The sequence below is a fragment of the Streptomyces sp. NBC_01618 genome, assembly GCF_045209435.1.
In the GTDB taxonomy this organism is placed as follows: domain Bacteria; phylum Actinomycetota; class Actinomycetes; order Streptomycetales; family Streptomycetaceae; genus Streptomyces.
Genome location: NZ_CP109297.1, coordinates 3,681,174 through 3,695,813, shown reverse-complemented (window position 1 = coordinate 3,695,813; position 14,640 = coordinate 3,681,174). Strand labels below are relative to the sequence as shown.

14 protein-coding genes and 2 pseudogenes are annotated in these 14,640 nt (G+C 70.9%); 6 read left to right on the top strand and 10 right to left on the bottom strand.

Annotated features, from left to right (window positions below; genetic code table 11):
* Nucleotides 1-26: 26 nt before the first annotated feature.
* On the top strand, nt 27-557 hold the full coding sequence (locus OH735_RS17260) for a GbsR/MarR family transcriptional regulator (RefSeq protein WP_406382427.1): 531 nt from the start codon (nt 27-29) through the stop codon (nt 555-557).
* A 64-nt stretch (nt 558-621) separates the two neighbouring features.
* Here the strand turns inward: OH735_RS17260 and OH735_RS17255 are convergent, their stop codons facing one another.
* A complete protein-coding gene (locus OH735_RS17255; protein ID WP_406382426.1) occupies nt 622-1,947 on the bottom strand; it encodes a hypothetical protein in 1,326 nt (441 codons plus the stop codon).
* Nucleotides 1,948-2,017: 70 nt separating this feature from the next.
* Entirely contained in the window at nt 2,018-2,881 is an 864-nt protein-coding gene (locus OH735_RS17250) for a diacylglycerol kinase (RefSeq protein WP_406382425.1), read from the bottom strand.
* 186 nt (nt 2,882-3,067) lie between these two features.
* On the opposite strand from OH735_RS17250, the gene OH735_RS17245 reads away from it, so the two are divergent.
* A complete protein-coding gene (locus OH735_RS17245; protein ID WP_266906188.1) occupies nt 3,068-4,351 on the top strand; it encodes an adenylosuccinate synthase in 1,284 nt (427 codons plus the stop codon).
* A gap of 192 nt (nt 4,352-4,543) precedes the next feature.
* Here the strand turns inward: OH735_RS17245 and OH735_RS17240 are convergent, their stop codons facing one another.
* Nucleotides 4,544-6,022, bottom strand: a complete 1,479-nt coding sequence (locus tag OH735_RS17240; RefSeq protein WP_406386607.1) for a helix-turn-helix domain-containing protein — start codon at nt 6,020-6,022, stop codon at nt 4,544-4,546.
* A gap of 397 nt (nt 6,023-6,419) precedes the next feature.
* On the opposite strand from OH735_RS17240, the gene dnaN reads away from it, so the two are divergent.
* Nucleotides 6,420-7,547, top strand: a complete 1,128-nt coding sequence (dnaN, locus tag OH735_RS17235) for a DNA polymerase III subunit beta (RefSeq protein ID WP_406382424.1) — start codon at nt 6,420-6,422, stop codon at nt 7,545-7,547.
* A 46-nt stretch (nt 7,548-7,593) separates the two neighbouring features.
* On the opposite strand, the gene OH735_RS17230 is transcribed toward dnaN, so the two are convergent.
* From OH735_RS17230 to OH735_RS17210, 5 genes and pseudogenes are all read right to left on the bottom strand, one after another.
* Nucleotides 7,594-8,274: a pyridoxamine 5'-phosphate oxidase family protein gene (locus tag OH735_RS17230; RefSeq protein WP_406386605.1), complete on the bottom strand. Its 681-nt coding sequence runs from the start codon at nt 8,272-8,274 to the stop codon at nt 7,594-7,596.
* Nucleotides 8,275-8,282: 8 nt separating this feature from the next.
* Nucleotides 8,283-8,582 (bottom strand): annotated as a pseudogene (locus OH735_RS17225) (MFS transporter); the annotation flags it as partial.
* A 101-nt stretch (nt 8,583-8,683) separates the two neighbouring features.
* On the bottom strand, nt 8,684-9,391 hold the full coding sequence (locus tag OH735_RS17220) for a TetR/AcrR family transcriptional regulator (RefSeq protein WP_406382423.1): 708 nt from the start codon (nt 9,389-9,391) through the stop codon (nt 8,684-8,686).
* A gap of 277 nt (nt 9,392-9,668) precedes the next feature.
* The gene (locus tag OH735_RS17215) at nt 9,669-9,896 is read right to left on the bottom strand and encodes a DUF397 domain-containing protein (RefSeq protein WP_406382422.1); all 228 of its coding nucleotides are present in this window, start codon (nt 9,894-9,896) and stop codon (nt 9,669-9,671) included.
* Nucleotides 9,893-10,729 (bottom strand): Scr1 family TA system antitoxin-like transcriptional regulator, encoded by an 837-nt coding sequence (locus tag OH735_RS17210; protein ID WP_406382421.1) that lies wholly within the window; start codon nt 10,727-10,729, stop codon nt 9,893-9,895. The genes OH735_RS17215 and OH735_RS17210 overlap by 4 nt, the downstream gene beginning before the upstream one ends.
* Nucleotides 10,730-10,949: 220 nt before the next feature.
* Here OH735_RS17210 and OH735_RS17205 point away from each other — a divergent pair.
* Nucleotides 10,950-11,285: pseudogene (locus OH735_RS17205) on the top strand (hypothetical protein).
* A 172-nt stretch (nt 11,286-11,457) separates the two neighbouring features.
* Nucleotides 11,458-11,676: a hypothetical protein gene (locus tag OH735_RS17200; RefSeq protein ID WP_406382420.1), complete on the top strand. Its 219-nt coding sequence runs from the start codon at nt 11,458-11,460 to the stop codon at nt 11,674-11,676.
* A gap of 117 nt (nt 11,677-11,793) precedes the next feature.
* Here the strand turns inward: OH735_RS17200 and OH735_RS17195 are convergent, their stop codons facing one another.
* The gene (locus OH735_RS17195; protein WP_406382419.1) at nt 11,794-12,078 is read right to left on the bottom strand and encodes a hypothetical protein; all 285 of its coding nucleotides are present in this window, start codon (nt 12,076-12,078) and stop codon (nt 11,794-11,796) included.
* A 302-nt stretch (nt 12,079-12,380) separates the two neighbouring features.
* Between OH735_RS17195 and OH735_RS17190 the strand changes: the two genes are divergently transcribed.
* A complete protein-coding gene (locus OH735_RS17190; protein ID WP_406382418.1) occupies nt 12,381-12,608 on the top strand; it encodes a hypothetical protein in 228 nt (75 codons plus the stop codon).
* Here OH735_RS17190 and OH735_RS17185 read toward each other — a convergent pair whose 3' ends face one another.
* The gene (locus OH735_RS17185; protein WP_406382417.1) at nt 12,609-14,510 is read right to left on the bottom strand and encodes a protein kinase domain-containing protein; all 1,902 of its coding nucleotides are present in this window, start codon (nt 14,508-14,510) and stop codon (nt 12,609-12,611) included.
* Nucleotides 14,511-14,640 lie beyond the last annotated feature (130 nt).

Here is a 14,640-nt window from a genome sequence, read left to right as displayed (position 1 = left end):
CGGGAATCAGGGGAGACGATCGGTCGATGACCAGCGAAACCAAACAGAACACGCGCGACGAGCGCGACGCGGAGGCCGTGTCGCGGTTCGTGGAGCGGTTCGCGTCCGAGATGACCGAGGCGGGGATGCAGCGGATGGCGTCCCGTGTCTTCGCCGCGCTCCTCGCGGACGACGACGGGTCGATGACCTCCGCCGAGCTCGCCATTGCGTTGCAGATCAGCCCGGCGGCCGTGTCCGGCGCGGTCAATTACCTCACCCAGGTCAGCATGGTCGGCCGCGAACGCGACCCGGGCTCGCGCCGCGACCGCTACCGCCTGCACGACGAGGTCTGGTACACCACCTTCGCCAGCCGCGACCGGGTGCTCACCCGCTGGGAGAGCACGCTCAAGGAAGGCGCCCGCACCCTGGGCGAGCACACCCCGGCCGGTGCCCGGCTCGCCGAGACGGCGGCGTTCTTCAAGTTCGTGCACGTGGAGCTGGGCGGGATGATGGACCGCTGGCGCGAGCACCGCAAGACGCTGGATCTCCCGACGGCAGGGGAGCGTAAGCAGGGGTAGGTCCCGGGGCGCGCACGCCCGAAGCCGAACGTCCGCCGGGCGGTGCAGAGCCCCAGGACCCCGTTCAGCGCGGCGGCGCGGGCGCGGGGCCGGGTTCCACGTCGGGCGGGGCATCCGGTCGCGCGTCCGGTCCGGCGCCCGGTCGCGTGTCCGATCCGACGTCGGGGCGCGCGCCCCGACCGGCGCCCGGCCCGGCGTCGGGTCCGCTACGCACCCACGGGCGGTCGGGCAGCGCGTGCGGCGGCAGTCTCCGGCTTCGCAACGGCCCCCGTACGGCCAGCCGGACCACCCCGCCGACGGCCACGAACGCGGTCAGCGCCAGCCCGCTGAACCCGACGGCGTCCGTCACCATGAAGGCCGATGTGCCGCGCAGCTCCGAGTCGTACAGGTCGCCTTTGAACGGCGGGTACGACACGACGAAGCCGCTCTCGTAGCCCTCGACCGAGGCCCGGTACCGGGCACAGCGGAACGGCCCCGTGCGTTCCTGCCCGTCGAACGGATCGGTCCACCGCACGACACAGCGGCCGTCACCGCGCTCACCGATCACCGTCAGATCGACGTACGGGTCGTCATCGGACGTCACCGACCACCAGGTGGCGAGCGCCATGAGGAGGCAGCCGAGGACGAACACCCAGCGGAAGATCCCCCGCCACCAGGGTCGCCGCCTCCGCGCCTCCACCACCGGCGCCGACACCGCGGCCTCCGCCTCCGCCTCCGTGACAGCCTCCGCCGCCCCGACCACACCCGCATGGCCCATAGCGCCCATAGCGCCCGCAGTGATCTGCGGCTGGGGCGGGGCCGGGCGCGTGCGGAGGTCGCTGACCTGCGGGCCGGCCACGATCGAACGCGCCCGGCGGCCCCGCACGGGCTTCGCCCAGATCAGCTCCGTACCGCCGGGTGGCGCCAGCACACCTCCCTTGCGGGGATCGCCGCACCACCACAGCATCCCGCCGGGGCCGTTCAGCAGCGCGAGGCGCCATTGCGGCGTCGACGGGACCAGCGGAAGCAGCTCACCCGTTCCGGGCCCGCTCAGCACCACGGCAGCCCCACTGTTGCCGCGCTGCAGGGCGACCGAGGAGTGGGCCACCCATGGCCGGGCGCCGAGCACCCGCCGCATCCGCCGGGCCCGGTGCCTCACCACGGCCCCGCCCACCAGCAACGCCCCGCTGAAACCGCCGAGCGTCGGAGACCCGGGCCACCCGTCCAGGCACACCGCGAGGGACACCGCCGACCACAGCCCCACCGCGCCGCCACCGAGCCAGCGCCAGGCCGAGGTCCGGTACCGCTCCAGCGCCTTCGCCGTCCCCGGCAGATCCAGCGCGACCGGGCGCGACCGCACCGCCCCCGTGCCCGTCCCCGGTCTGTCCGCCTCGCCCGCACCGTCCGACATCCGCAGCCCCACCCTTCTCCCAGCCCAGCCCGGCCCCACTCGGCCCGTCCGAGCTGCCCCGCGCCGGAGACTACCCCTCGACCACCACCGGCAGCATCAGCCCCCAGGCGCCCGCCCGCACCGTCCACGTCCGCGTCCGGACCGGGCCGCCGACCTGTATGTCCGCGCGGTAGCGGAAGTCCGCGCCTGAGACCGTGACGGCCTTCGCCTCCGCCGTGACCGGGTCGGCCGAGGGAGGGCGGATCACCACCTCCGCGAGGCCGCCGTCGCCGCCCTGCGAGGTGACCGTCACCGACTCGACCGGGCGGTCCAGGTCGTTCAGCAGGACGCCGTCCGCCTCGACCCGCAGCCGGTGCGTGCGCGGCGGTGCGGGGGACGGCGGCGGCGGGGTGGGGCGCACCAGGGTGCGGACCAGGGAGCGGCAGGAGTCCCAGACCGCTGTGACCCCCGTACGGTCGGCCACCGCGCCGGGCAGCGCGCTCAGGGCAGGGATGCGCACCGCGCCCAGGACGACGCCGTCGCTGTCGTCGACCAGCAGGTCGAGCTTGCGGACGGCACCGTCCAGCGCGGTGCGCGCCGCCGCCACCGCACCCCGGGGCACGCCGAGCGAATGCGCGAGTTCCAGCGCGGCCGCGGCGCCGACCGGGATCAGCGCGAGCGCGTTCCCGGCCGGCTCCCGCTCTTGGTGCAGCAGGGCCACCGCCCGCCTCAGCGCCCGGTCGTCACCGACCACCACCGGCCGCCGACTTCCCCGGCGGGACAAGGCCCGCGCGAACTCCTCGGGCCCGTCGGGCAGGCAGATCTTGGCGTGCGAACCGGCACTGAGCACGTCCTTCGCGATGCGGACGGACTCGCCGTCGGTCCGGCGGGCTACCGGGTCGATGACCACCAGCAGCTGGTGCGCACCGTCGCCGGGGGGCTGGGCAGCCGACACCTGGGTCCTTCCTCGGGTAGCATCTTGGTGCAAGAGCCCCTTGCGCTATTGCGCCAGGGGCTTCGTCTATTCCGGGGCACCCGGTTCGACGGTTCAGGCCTTGTCGTACAACGTCGTACGGCATGTACGACGTTTACGTACGCCCCCTGACCTTGGACATGCCCCGCCCGGAAGGGGTGTACGCCTGTGCCCGCACTTGTGCTGCTCGGTGCTCAGTGGGGTGACGAGGGCAAGGGAAAGGCCACCGACCTCCTCGGTGGATCCGTGGACTATGTGGTGCGCTACCAAGGCGGCAACAATGCCGGCCACACGGTGGTCGTCGGTGACCAGAAGTACGCACTTCATCTCCTCCCCTCCGGAATCCTTTCGCCGGGGTGTACCCCGGTCATCGGAAACGGTGTCGTCGTCGACCCGGCCGTCCTGCTCTCCGAGCTGAGTGGGCTGAACGACCGCGGCGTGGACACGTCCAAGCTGCTGATCAGCGGCAATGCCCATTTGATCACCCCGTACAACGTCACGGTCGACAAGGTGACGGAACGGTTCCTCGGGAAGCGCAAGATCGGTACGACGGGCCGCGGTATCGGTCCGACGTACGCCGACAAGATCAACCGTGTGGGTATCCGCGTCCAGGACCTCTACGACGAGTCGATCCTGGAGCAGAAGGTCGAGGCCGCCCTGGAGCAGAAGAACCAGCTCCTCGCCAAGGTCTTCAACCGGCGCGCGATCGAGCCCGGCAAGATTGTCGAGGAGATGCTCCAGTACGCGGAGCAGATCAAGCCGTACGTCGCCGACACGACGCTGGTCCTGAACAACGCCATCGACGCGGGCAAGGTCGTCCTCTTCGAGGGCGGCCAGGGCACGCTGCTCGACGTCGACCACGGCACGTACCCCTTCGTCACCTCGTCGAACCCGACCGCGGGCGGTGCCTGCACCGGTGCCGGCGTGGGCCCGACGAAGATCAGCCGGGTCATCGGCATCCTCAAGGCGTACACCACCCGCGTCGGCGCGGGCCCGTTCCCGACGGAACTGCTCGACGAGGACGGCGAGGCGCTGCGCCGGATCGGCGGTGAGCGCGGTGTCACCACCGGCCGCGACCGTCGCTGCGGCTGGTTCGACGCGGTCATCGCGCGGTACGCGACCCGGGTCAACGGTCTCACCGACTTCTTCCTCACCAAGCTGGACGTGCTGACCGGCTGGGAGCAGATCCCGGTGTGCGTCGCGTACGAGATCGACGGCAAGCGCGTTGAGGAACTCCCGTACAGCCAGACCGACTTCCACCACGCGAAGCCGGTCTACGAGATGCTGCCGGGCTGGTCCGAGGACATCACGAAGGCCAAGACCTTCGACGATCTGCCGAAGAACGCGCAGGCGTACGTGAAGGCGCTGGAGGAGATGTCCGGCGCCCCGATCTCCGCGATCGGCGTCGGCCCCGGCCGCACCGAGACCATCGAGATCAACTCCTTCCTGTAAGGAGCCCCGCGGGAGCGTGAACACGTGGTGAGGGCCGGGACGGCACCGTCCCGGCCCTCACCACGTTCTGTTCAGCCCTCGGTTCTGTCTCGTTCTGTCGAGTCCCCGGTTCTGTTCAGTCCTTGCCGCAGATCCGCAGCCCCTTCGGCGTCGCGCACGGCAGATGCCCGCCGGACGCGCCCCCGTTCCGGTTCACCGGGCGGCGTCGGCCCCCGCGACATCCAGCGTCCGGAAGGCCAGCCACAGGTCGTAACGCGCACTCGGCGCCTGGAGCAGCGAGCGCCGGAGAGTCGATTCGAGGCGCGTGAGACGCTTACGGACCCCCGGCACCGAAATGCCCAACGCGGTCGCTGTCGATCCCAGTTGGGCCTCGCAGTCCAGCCAGGTGCGCAGTGTCGTCCGCGGATCGGCCGTGTTCCCGGAGGTACCCGGCGCGGCGAGCGGGCGCAGCTGCTGGGCCGCCCACTCCTGGACGGCCGGGCCGCGCAGGATGTCGTCCAGCCGGTGGGACGGCTCCGGCGGCACCTCGTCCGGGCGGACCGTCCGGGACACGGTGGGCGTGGCGCGGATGCGCAGGGCCAGGTCGAGCGCGGCCTGGTCGGCGACCCGGTTCAGGTCGAGGCCGAGCAGCTCGCCGATCAGCCGGAGCCGTGCGGTCAGGGTGTTCCGGTGGATCTTCAGGTGCTGGGTCGCATGCGAGGAGAACGCGAGCCAGGAGGTGAGGGTCGCCGCGAGTTCCTGGCTGCCTGGGTCGTGGCTGCGCCGCGGCAGATACGAGAGCAAGGGGTGCAGCAGCGCGTCCGCCCACCGCGCACCGGCCGCACCTACGACCAGGGCGGCCTCCGGCGCCGAGCCGAAGCGGGCGTGCCGGGTGGGCAGCCCGCGGGCCACGGCCAGGGCGTGGAACGCCTGCCGGTAACCGGTCGCTGTGTCGGACAGCGGTACGTCCTCGCTCGCCCCCACCACGCAATCGTCCACCGCATCGGCGACCCGGCGGCCGAGCGGTCGTTCCGCCGCGTTCGGGTCGGTCGGCACGATGAGGATCAGATGGCGTGCGTACACCGGGCACCGCACGATCCAGGACCGGCCGCCGGACAGCTTCGCGCAGATCCGCGCGACCGCGTCGCGGCGACCGCCCGAGCACTCCACGACGCACACCCGGACGGGGTCGGGCAGCGTGGGTTTCAGTGCACCCGCCACCTGATGAGCGATGGGCAGCTGACCGGTCATGAGCAGATGCAGCACCGCTTCGCGGCTGCGCGACTCCGCCAGGTCGACGCGGCACCGCTTGCGTTCCACGGCCTCCGCCGTCCAGCACCATGCGAGCGGCATCGCGACGTCGGCGAGCAGTGCGAGCAAGCCGTGCGGCAGCGGGCGCGGGGCGACGACGGCCAGGACCGGGGGAGAGGCGCCGGGCGGGCCGTCCAGCGGGAACAGCAGCGCGGTGTACGGACCGCTGTCGAACGAGAAGGACCGTGCGCCGAGCAAGGCCAGTTCTTTGGCGCCCTCGGTGGCCAGCGCGGCTGCGTCGACGCCCGTACGGTCCGGGGTTCTCGACACACCGTGCAGGACGGTGCCATCCCCGTCGAGCAGTCCGGCCCAGCCCACCGCCCGGCCGGACACCCAGCGCAACAGCTCCTGCGTTCCGCCGGATCGGGCCAGCCGGTACATCCGCAGTACGTCGTCGGCCCGTTCCCGCGCGCGCACGCACCCTCCGCTTCCGCGCTCCCGTGCCCTGCGCTCCGCCCAAAAAACCGGAGTGCATCGTACCGGTTTGACTGTGCGAACTGATACCCCTGATGGCCCACGCAGTGCGAACTGAATCTTTCTGTCGCCTACCCGACGTCCTAGAGTCCGAACACGGTTGCGGCCCCCTTCGGGGGAGGGGCACCGAGGCCCTCGGGGGAGGGGCACGGGGACGGCGGCCGCGGCTCACGGGGGTGGCCGCTGTCGTCGGCCGCAACCGGCTCGCTTCTTCTCGCGTTGTCAGTGGCGGCCCCTAGGCTCGGATCACGATCAGGACCACGTTCACGATCACGATCCGAGACAACCGGGAGAGGCCGCCGCCATGGAGTTTCGTATGGAGCGCAGCGCACTGACCGACGCCGTTGCCTGGGCGGCCCGTGTGCTGCCCACGCGCTCGCCCGTTCCCGTGCTGGGCGGGCTGCTGCTGGAGGCGGCCGACGGGCGACTGCGCATCTCGGGTCTCGATTACGAGGCGTCCGCACGCATCGAGGTGGAGGCGGAGACCATACGGGCCGGGAAGGTGCTGGTCATGGGCCGTCGGCTGCTCGATGTCTGCCGGGTGCTGCCCGAGGGTGCGGTGGAGTGCGCGGTCGAGGGCTCACGGTTCTCGCTGGCCGGTGGCAGCGCCCGGTTCGGGCTCTCGGTGCTGCCGTTCGACGACTATCCGGCGCTTCCGCCGCTGCCGGAGGTGCTCGGTGCGGTGGACGCGGAGGAGTTCGCCGCGGCCGTCGCCCATGTCGCGGTGGCGGCCGGCCGGGACGACACGCTGCCGACCCTGACCGGTATCCGGCTGGCGCTCGACGGCGACACGATGACCCTCGCCGCGACGGACCGCTACCGGTTTGCCGTACGCACGCTTTCGTGGAAGCCCGGGCAGGACGGCGTCTCGGCCGATGTCGTGATCTCCGCCCGCAGGCTGACCGAGATCGCCCGCTCCTTCAGCCGGGCCGGAATGGTCCAACTCGCGCTGGACGGCGGCTCGGTCGGTTTCGAACTGGCCGGGATGCGGACCACGGTGCGTCTGCTGGACGGCAGACTGCCGCGCCACGACAAGCTGTTCGCGATGGTGGACCCCGTCCGCCCGGTCCTGGACCGGGCGCCCCTCGTCGAGGCCGTCAAGCGGGTCGCCGTGGTCGCGGAGGGCGGCAGCCCGCTCCACCTGACGTTCTCCGGCGACTCGGTGCTGCTGCAGGCGGGTTACGAGGACGATGTCGCCTCCCAGCGTCTGCCCGCCGTGCTCGGGGGTACCGACGAGCTGACGGTCGCCTTCAACCCGTCGTATCTGATGGACGCCCTGGCCTCGTTCGACGTACCTGTGGTCCGGTTCGAGCTGCTGGGCCCCGGCCAGCGGGCGATGGTCACGGGATGGGCGTCCCATGAGGACGCGGCGGACGAGGCGGCGCGCCCGGTCCACCAGCATCTGTTGATGTCGGCCAGGCCGTTGGTCTAGCGCGGCCCGGAATTTTCCGGATGCCCCCGTGAGCGCCCAGCTCGGTTCAGTTCATCGCTGTGCGGGCGCGTTGGGCCAGATGGGCCGGGGCCTCGATGCCCGGGGGCAGCAGGGGGTCCGGTTGCAGCTCGCCCCAGGTCGTGTGCAGGGGCAGCACGCCCGCCCACAGGCCGAGTTGTGCGTCCTCGCTGTCGCCGTCGTCCGGGGCCCCGGTACGTATCTTCACCGATGCCTCGTCCAGCGGCAGAGCGAGTAGAGCCGTCGCGGCGAGTTCCTTGCGGCTGGGGCGGCGGGCGTAGTCCCACTGGCCGGGCGTCGCCTGCTCGGTCAGGCAGCGTAGGCCCGCGAGCTTCTCGTCCGGGTCCGTGATCAGGCGGGGGGTGCCGAAGACCATGGCACTGCGGTAGTTGACGCCGTGCTCGAAGACCGAACGCGCCAGGACGAGGCCGTCGACATGGGTGACGGTGACACAGACCGTCGCTTCGGGGGAGGCGATCAGGCTGCGGCTGGCGACGGAGCCGTGGAAGTAGAGGGTGGTGCCGTCGGCGCCGTAGACGGTGGGGACCACCAGAAGGTTTCCATCGACGGTGACACCGAGATGGCAGACGAAGCCGGCCCCGAGAATCGCGTCGAGTACGTCGCGGTCGAGACTCCCCTGCTCGCGGAGACGGCGGTGGCGGGTGCGTGAGGTCTCCGGCAGCTGCCGGTCATGGGGCGGGACGCTCATGGTGTCGGTCACGGTTTCGAGTCCTTTTCTTGTGTCGTGGCCGACGGGCGGCCGGTGGCCGTATCGAGCAACTCGGCCTCGTTCAGGGTACGCAGGAGAACCCAGCCGACCGCGGGCAGGACGATCAGCGGGGCGAGGGCGGTCTGCAAGGATGTGGCGACGGCGACGGCGCCGATGACCGGTCCGGCGATACCGCCGATGCTGACGGCCAGGCCCAGAGTGATGCCCCCTGCGGTGCCCACACGCCGAGGTAGGTAGTCCTGGCCAAGGGTGACGCGCAGGGAGAACGGCACATACAGATCGGCCGACACCCGGCGCCCACAACCGCCGCTCCTGACTGACCGGGTACGGGGCTGGACACCCGCCCGGCCCGCGCTGTCGGACATGGATGAGGTCGGCGAGGGCCCGTTCATGGTGAGGCCGAGGTGCAGGGGCAGTCCGGGGCGGCGCCGAGACACACGTGCAGCGTGACGCGGAGCCGCCGGTCGAGGGCCGCGCGTGAGGTGTTCGTGCGTGAGGTGTTCGTGCGTGAGGTGTCCGGGCGTGAGGTGTCCGGGCGTGAGTAGTCCGCATGTGAGGAGTCCGCGGGTCCGGAGTCCGTGTGAGGCTCCTCCGGCGGTGTGAGCGCGAAGGGAGCCGCGATGGTGAGCAGAACGTCCCGCAGCCAGTACATGGGCGGAAGAGTCCTGGCCAGCGGTTCCGGAAACAGGCCTTCCAGCCAGTACCTGGCCCGCCCGTGCAACCGGGTGTCCATATCGAGCAGGGCGTTCCGCAGCAGGTCCGGGTCGGTGCGTGCGGTCGTCCGGGTCACGGGGTGCTCGCGCACCATTCGTGCAGCACGCACGATCATTTCGGCCACCTGGCACACGCCCTCCTGCTCGGAGAGCAGATCACTCGCAACGAACAGGACGCGCTGCAACTCGCTCTCTGCGGCCTCGCGGACGAGCACCTGGCGATCGGGCCAGTTGCGGTAGAGGAGTTGGCGATCGGTTTCGGCGATTCGTGCCGCGAGGGCCATGTTCATTTTGCGGGGCCCGTGTTCGGCCATGCTCTGCACCACGGCGGAGTAGATCAGGGTCTGTGACGGCGGTGCCTTGTACGAGGAACGTGGACGCATGGGGCGAGCCTGGCGCAGAAACCGGCCTGCCCGGGCGGCTTCGCCCCGCTCCCACCCATAGGGGTTGTTACACAACGTGACAGGCGTGGGGGTGAGTGTCACGTTGTACGGAGGGGCAGCGGGTGCGGTGAAGGGTGGGGTCCGGCTATAGGGTCCGCGTGAACGTGACACGTGGAGGGCGAAGTGTCACGTTCTGCAGAAGGGGTACTGCTGCGGGCGGGCCGACGGAAGGACGGGGCGAGCGCACCGGTCAACGCCGGTGCCGACCCGCCAACTGTCAGTTCGCCCAGGTGAGAAACGCCGACCAGGCGCCGGGGGCGACGGCGAAGGTGGGCCCTTCGGGCACCTTGGAGTCCCGGACGTGGACGGCGTCGGGGCAGGCGGCGACCTCGATGCATTCGCCGCCGCTGTTGCTGCTGTACGAGGATTTGCGCCAGTCGAAGGCCACTTCGATGCACTGGCCGCCGCTGTCGCTGGACTTGAACCAGCGCAGGGTGTTGCTCATTCCTCTGCTCCTGCCAACTGCTCGATGAGGGCCAGCGATTCACGAGGACCCATGGCCTGTGATCGGATCTTCGCATAGCGCTGGGCGTATGTGCTCACCTTTGCCGGGTCGCTGATCAGCAGACTCTCGTCCTGGGGCTCCAGGTAGACGAGGTGCTCGTGTAGCGGAGTCTCCAACAGCGTAATTTCGCCACGAGCACCTGTGTACTCTCCGAACTTCCCGCAGTCCAGCGCCAGGACGTTGAATGTGACGTTACGACGGCGGGCGCACTCAGCGGGGTACCGCATCTGCGCTCGCATGATGGACGCGTTGCCGATGAACCGCGTGAGCACTGACTCTTCAAGGATTAGCTCGATCATGGGCGACGGCTCCCGGTCGAACAGCATCTTGCGGACCATGCGAGCCTCAACCAGTTGCTCCACCCGCTGCTCCGACAGCGGAGGATATCCGCCGCCGATCAGAGCCCGTGCGTAGTCCTCCGTCTGGAACAGGCCATACACAACCTGCATCGAGTACAGATGAAGGCTCAATGCCGCCTGCTCAAGAGGTGCATGGGGCTTGAACTGCGGTAGGTATGCCTCCATCCGCATGTAGATCCTCGCCTGCTCGAACAAGCCCATACCGTCCCCGAGTGCCCGCTCCAAGCCGGCCAGCATCTCGTCGCTGGCCGGTTGCGCGCAGGTCTCCATCGCGCTCACGGCCGCCGCCGAGAATCCAATGCCCTTGCCGAGCTGGTCCTGAGTCAACTTCTTCCGAACACGGGATTTCTTGGCCACATCGGCCACCAACTTCGCCGTCGGACTCGCCATTTCCTTGTTTTCCGCTCGCGCCATTGCGATCCCTTTCCGGCTCAACCGGTCTCAACCGGTCACTACTCGGCCCCGCCGAACTCAACTGGATTGCAGGGAAGTTTGCGCAGGTCAACGGGTGTGCGACGCCCCTCGTCAGTCACGTAAAACGGTAACCAACGAGGGTCAGGCTGGTCCTGTGAATGCGCCGAAAAGTGAACTGAACTGGATTCCGTACTCCGGATTTCAACTGCGCAAAGTGGGCGTGCAATTCGACGCCGTGCGCGTGGACGGCGACGAAGGGCGTCGGCTGGCCGAACTAATGGAAGCGATTACGGGCGGCGAACCCGGTCCCGTCGTCACCGAGGCGAACGGGCGGCGGGCGGTGTACTTCCTGGTCCCGGCCGGCAGCACCGTACGCAAGTCCTGGCCGAACGGGGCGACTCCGCTGAACGCGACGGGGGGCCGGCTCAGTTACGTACCGATCCCCGTGCTGTCGGGCCGTACCTGACCACTGGCGTGGCACTTTCCGCCCACCGCGCCGGACCGGTTCGTCCATGCCCTGCTGCTGCTCAACGCGGCGTGGGCACTGCTGGGCTGAACGGCCGCGGGCAGCACGAAACGGCCGACACCCGGCCGGTCCGTGAAGGGACCGGCTGGGCATCGGCCGAAACGGGAAGGCGGGGCGCCAGGGACGTTCGGGCGCCGGGAAGGGGCAGAAGCCCGGGAAGCCGATGGGCGAGGTGCGGCCCGGGATGTAGTCGAAGTTCGGGGTGAGCGTGCCGAGCCGGCTGCCGACGCGCGGACCCGGCCTGCCGGTCACCTCGGTGAACATCCTGGAAGCCTCGGCCGTGATGCGGAACGGCACCTTTTCCAGCCGGAAGCCCGTGGGGCTGGGGCGAGCGCCGAGCAGGACCTCGACGAGAGTCGTGTCCGCGATCACCAGCTCGTCGCTGATCGGCACACCGTTCACCGCTACACCCGCCGAATAGCCGGGGGTCGGCATCACGCGGATGTAGGTCGGCTTCAGCGTGATGGTCCTGTTCGAGGCGGCGTGGTGGAAGTTGAGACCACCGGGGTAGAAGATGCGGCCGCGGGAGTCGAGACCGTCACCTGCCGTCGAACCGATCGGCATGGAGAAGCCCCGGCCGTCCGGACAGGATCGAGGACACGGCCGTCCTCGACGGCGCGGAGATCCCCACCGCCCAGGACGAGGCCGCCACCGACAGGAACCGGGACGGGACGATCTCGGCACCGGAGGCCGCTGCGCGGGCCGGGGAGCGGTGCGCGGAACTGGCCGGGCGGACCCGGGCCTCGGTGGACGGCAAGCAGCTGACCTGGCACGTCGGACGCAGCGCGCTGACGTACGGGAAGGGGGCGGCGGGCCTGTCCATCGCCCGGCTGACCTGCGCGTTGCGGGCCGACGCCGATCTCTCGCGGCCGGCCGACGTGACCTTCGTCTCGGGCGTGGACGCGGCAGGACCGGCTGGAAGGAGATCACCGCGGCCGGGAACGGGCTGCGGCTCGTCAGCTCCTCCGTTCCCGAGCACAGTTGGAGCGATGTGCTGCGCAGGTACCCGACCGGTGGTGGTGCCGGACAGGCGCTGGACGTGGTCGGCGCGGACCTCCGTACGGAGCCGGATGGGGGGGTGCGGTGGGGGCCGCCGGGCCACAGGCGGTCGGAGCCGCGCCTGTCGTGGACCGGGGCGCGATCCTCGTCCCGGCGCTGGAGAACCGGCTCACCGCGCTGACCTCGGGCCGGGACCTGACCGTTCCGGTGGGGCTGCTCGCCGTCCTGCTGACGATGCTGCTGGGCGAGCGGCGGTTGCCTGCCCTGCGGCGGTACACCCCGTACGGGAGCGTCCTGACCGCGGTGGCCGTGCTCGCCGTGGGCATCGGGCTCACGGTGCGCAGCCTGCTCTGATCAGTCGGCCCTCGTGTACGTGAGCTGTTCGCCGCTGTCGGTGTTCTCGCGCCGCAGGGAACCGTCCGGGAGCAGGGTGAGCGTGGTGGCCTTGCCCGCGGTGCAGGACGACATGGGCTCGCCGACCGTGACCGTGGACGGGCCGACCTCGACGGGTCCGCTGGGGGACGGCTCCGCGGCCAGGGCCGCCTGGAAGACGCAGTGGTAGGTGCCGCCGGTGTCGAGCGGGCCGTCCGCGGTGAGCGTGAGGACGGTCTGGCCGACCGTGGCCTGCTGGATGACGAGGTTCCGGGTGGAGTGGCCCGCGGCGTTGTCGATGGAGCCCGACCAGGTGCCGAGGTAGCCGGCCGGGACGGGGCCGTCGCTGTTCTTCTGGTCGTCGGAGGAGGACGGGTCCGGGTCCGGATCGGGATCCGGGTTCACGGGCGAAGGGTCGTCGACGCCGGGCGAGTCCGACGCGGACGGGGAGGCGGTGGGGGAAGGGGCGGGCCCCGGGCCCTTGTCGTTCATGAGCGCGTAGACGGACCCGCCCGCGCCTATGGCCACGAGCACGGCGATGGCTATGAGCGCGATGGTCGACGCCCTGCCGCGACGGGCGGGCTCGGGGACGGGCTGCGGGGCGCCGGGGTAGAGGGGGCCGTACGGCGGTGTGGCGCCGAAGCCGGGCTGCGGTTGTTGCGGTTGCTGTGGGTGGTTCTGAGGCGGGTGCTGCTGCGGATACCCGTACCCGGGGTGGTTCTGCTGAGGGCCGAAGCCCTGGCCGGGGTGCGGCTGGGTGGGCAGCGGTGGATAGCCGTACGCGGGAGAGGGGGGTCCGGAGGGCGGAGGCGGGGGGCCGGTGATCGTGGGAAGTGTGTGGACGGGGCGGTCCGTGGGGGCCGGGGGTGTCGGGGGTGCCATCTCCGGCAGGGGAGCCTCCTCGGCCGCTGCTGCCGCCTCCGCGGCCGCCGCCCCCTCCGTCGCCTCCTCCGGGTCCTCGGAGTCGAGCAACTCGACCGCATGACGCCCGAGTTGGGCGATGAGCGCGCCCGGAAGCCAGGGTTCCGTCGTGTCGTCGTCGGCCAGGCGTTCCAGGATCGCGTCCGTCGTCGGGCGGGCGTCCGGGTCCTTGCTCAGGCAGTCCCTGATCAGTTCGACGAGGTCCACGGGGACGCCGGTCAGGTCCGGGTCCTCCTGGGCGATCCGGAACATCTGCGCGTGCACGCCGCTGTCGGACGAACCGAACGGAAGCCGGCCGGTGGACGCGTACGCCAGTACCGAGCCCAGGCAGAACACGTCGCACGCCGGGGTCACACGCTCGCCGCGCACCTGCTCGGGTGCCATGAAACCGGGCGAACCGACCAGGGCCCCGGTGCGGGTGAGGCCGCCGTCGGCCACGGTGTCGAGTGCCCGGGCTATGCCGAAGTCGATGACGCGCGGTCCGTCGATCGTCAGCAGGATGTTGGAGGGCTTGAGGTCGCGGTGGATGAGTCCGGCGGCGTGGATGGCCTGGAGGGCGTGGGCGAGACCGGCACCCAGGATGTGCACCGAACGCTCGGGCAGGGGACCGTACGTATCGGAAGCCGCCCCGGCGCGAGCGCCCGCGCGACCGGAGACGGTGGCCTGGAGGGAGGGGCCGGCGACGTATCCGGTCGCGACCCAGGGCACGGCGGCCTCGGTGTCGGCGTCGAGCACGGGGGCGGTCCAGACGGAGCCGACCTGGCGGGCGGCCCGCACTTCCTGGCGGAAGCGGTCGCGGAACTCCCCCTGCTCGGCGAGGTCGCCGCGTACCAGCTTGATCGCGACGGTGCGGCCGCGGTCGGAGCGGGCCAAATAGACCTGGCCCATGCCGCCTGCGCCGAGCCGGCCCAGCAGGCGGTAGGCGCCGATGCGTTGTGGGTCGGCGGGCCCGAGCTTTTCCATGGTGTGCGTCCTCCCCCGTGCGGCGATACGCCGGAACGCGTTGAGAATAGCGGCGCGGGGTGTGCCCCGGTGGGTCCGGTATTTCACGTCCGCTCGCGGGGTGTCCGGTGAATCCTCCCTCGGTTTCGTC

Coding starts and splice junctions, on each gene's coding strand:
- OH735_RS17260 (WP_406382427.1), top strand. CDS start 27: ATGACCAGCGAAACCAAACAGAACACGCGCGACGAGCGCGACGCGGAG.
- OH735_RS17255 (WP_406382426.1), bottom strand. CDS start 1,947: ATGTCGGACGGTGCGGGCGAGGCGGACAGACCGGGGACGGGCACGGGG.
- OH735_RS17240 (WP_406386607.1), bottom strand. CDS start 6,022: ATGTACCGGCTGGCCCGATCCGGCGGAACGCAGGAGCTGTTGCGCTGG.
- dnaN (WP_406382424.1), top strand. CDS start 6,420: ATGGAGTTTCGTATGGAGCGCAGCGCACTGACCGACGCCGTTGCCTGG.
- OH735_RS17230 (WP_406386605.1), bottom strand. CDS start 8,274: ATGAGCGTCCCGCCCCATGACCGGCAGCTGCCGGAGACCTCACGCACC.
- OH735_RS17220 (WP_406382423.1), bottom strand. CDS start 9,391: ATGCGTCCACGTTCCTCGTACAAGGCACCGCCGTCACAGACCCTGATC.
- OH735_RS17215 (WP_406382422.1), bottom strand. CDS start 9,896: ATGAGCAACACCCTGCGCTGGTTCAAGTCCAGCGACAGCGGCGGCCAG.
- OH735_RS17210 (WP_406382421.1), bottom strand. CDS start 10,729: ATGGCGCGAGCGGAAAACAAGGAAATGGCGAGTCCGACGGCGAAGTTG.
- OH735_RS17195 (WP_406382419.1), bottom strand. CDS start 12,078: ATGGACAGGCCCGCCGCCCCCTTCCCGTACGTCAGCGCGCTGCGTCCG.
- OH735_RS17185 (WP_406382417.1), bottom strand. CDS start 14,510: ATGGAAAAGCTCGGGCCCGCCGACCCACAACGCATCGGCGCCTACCGC.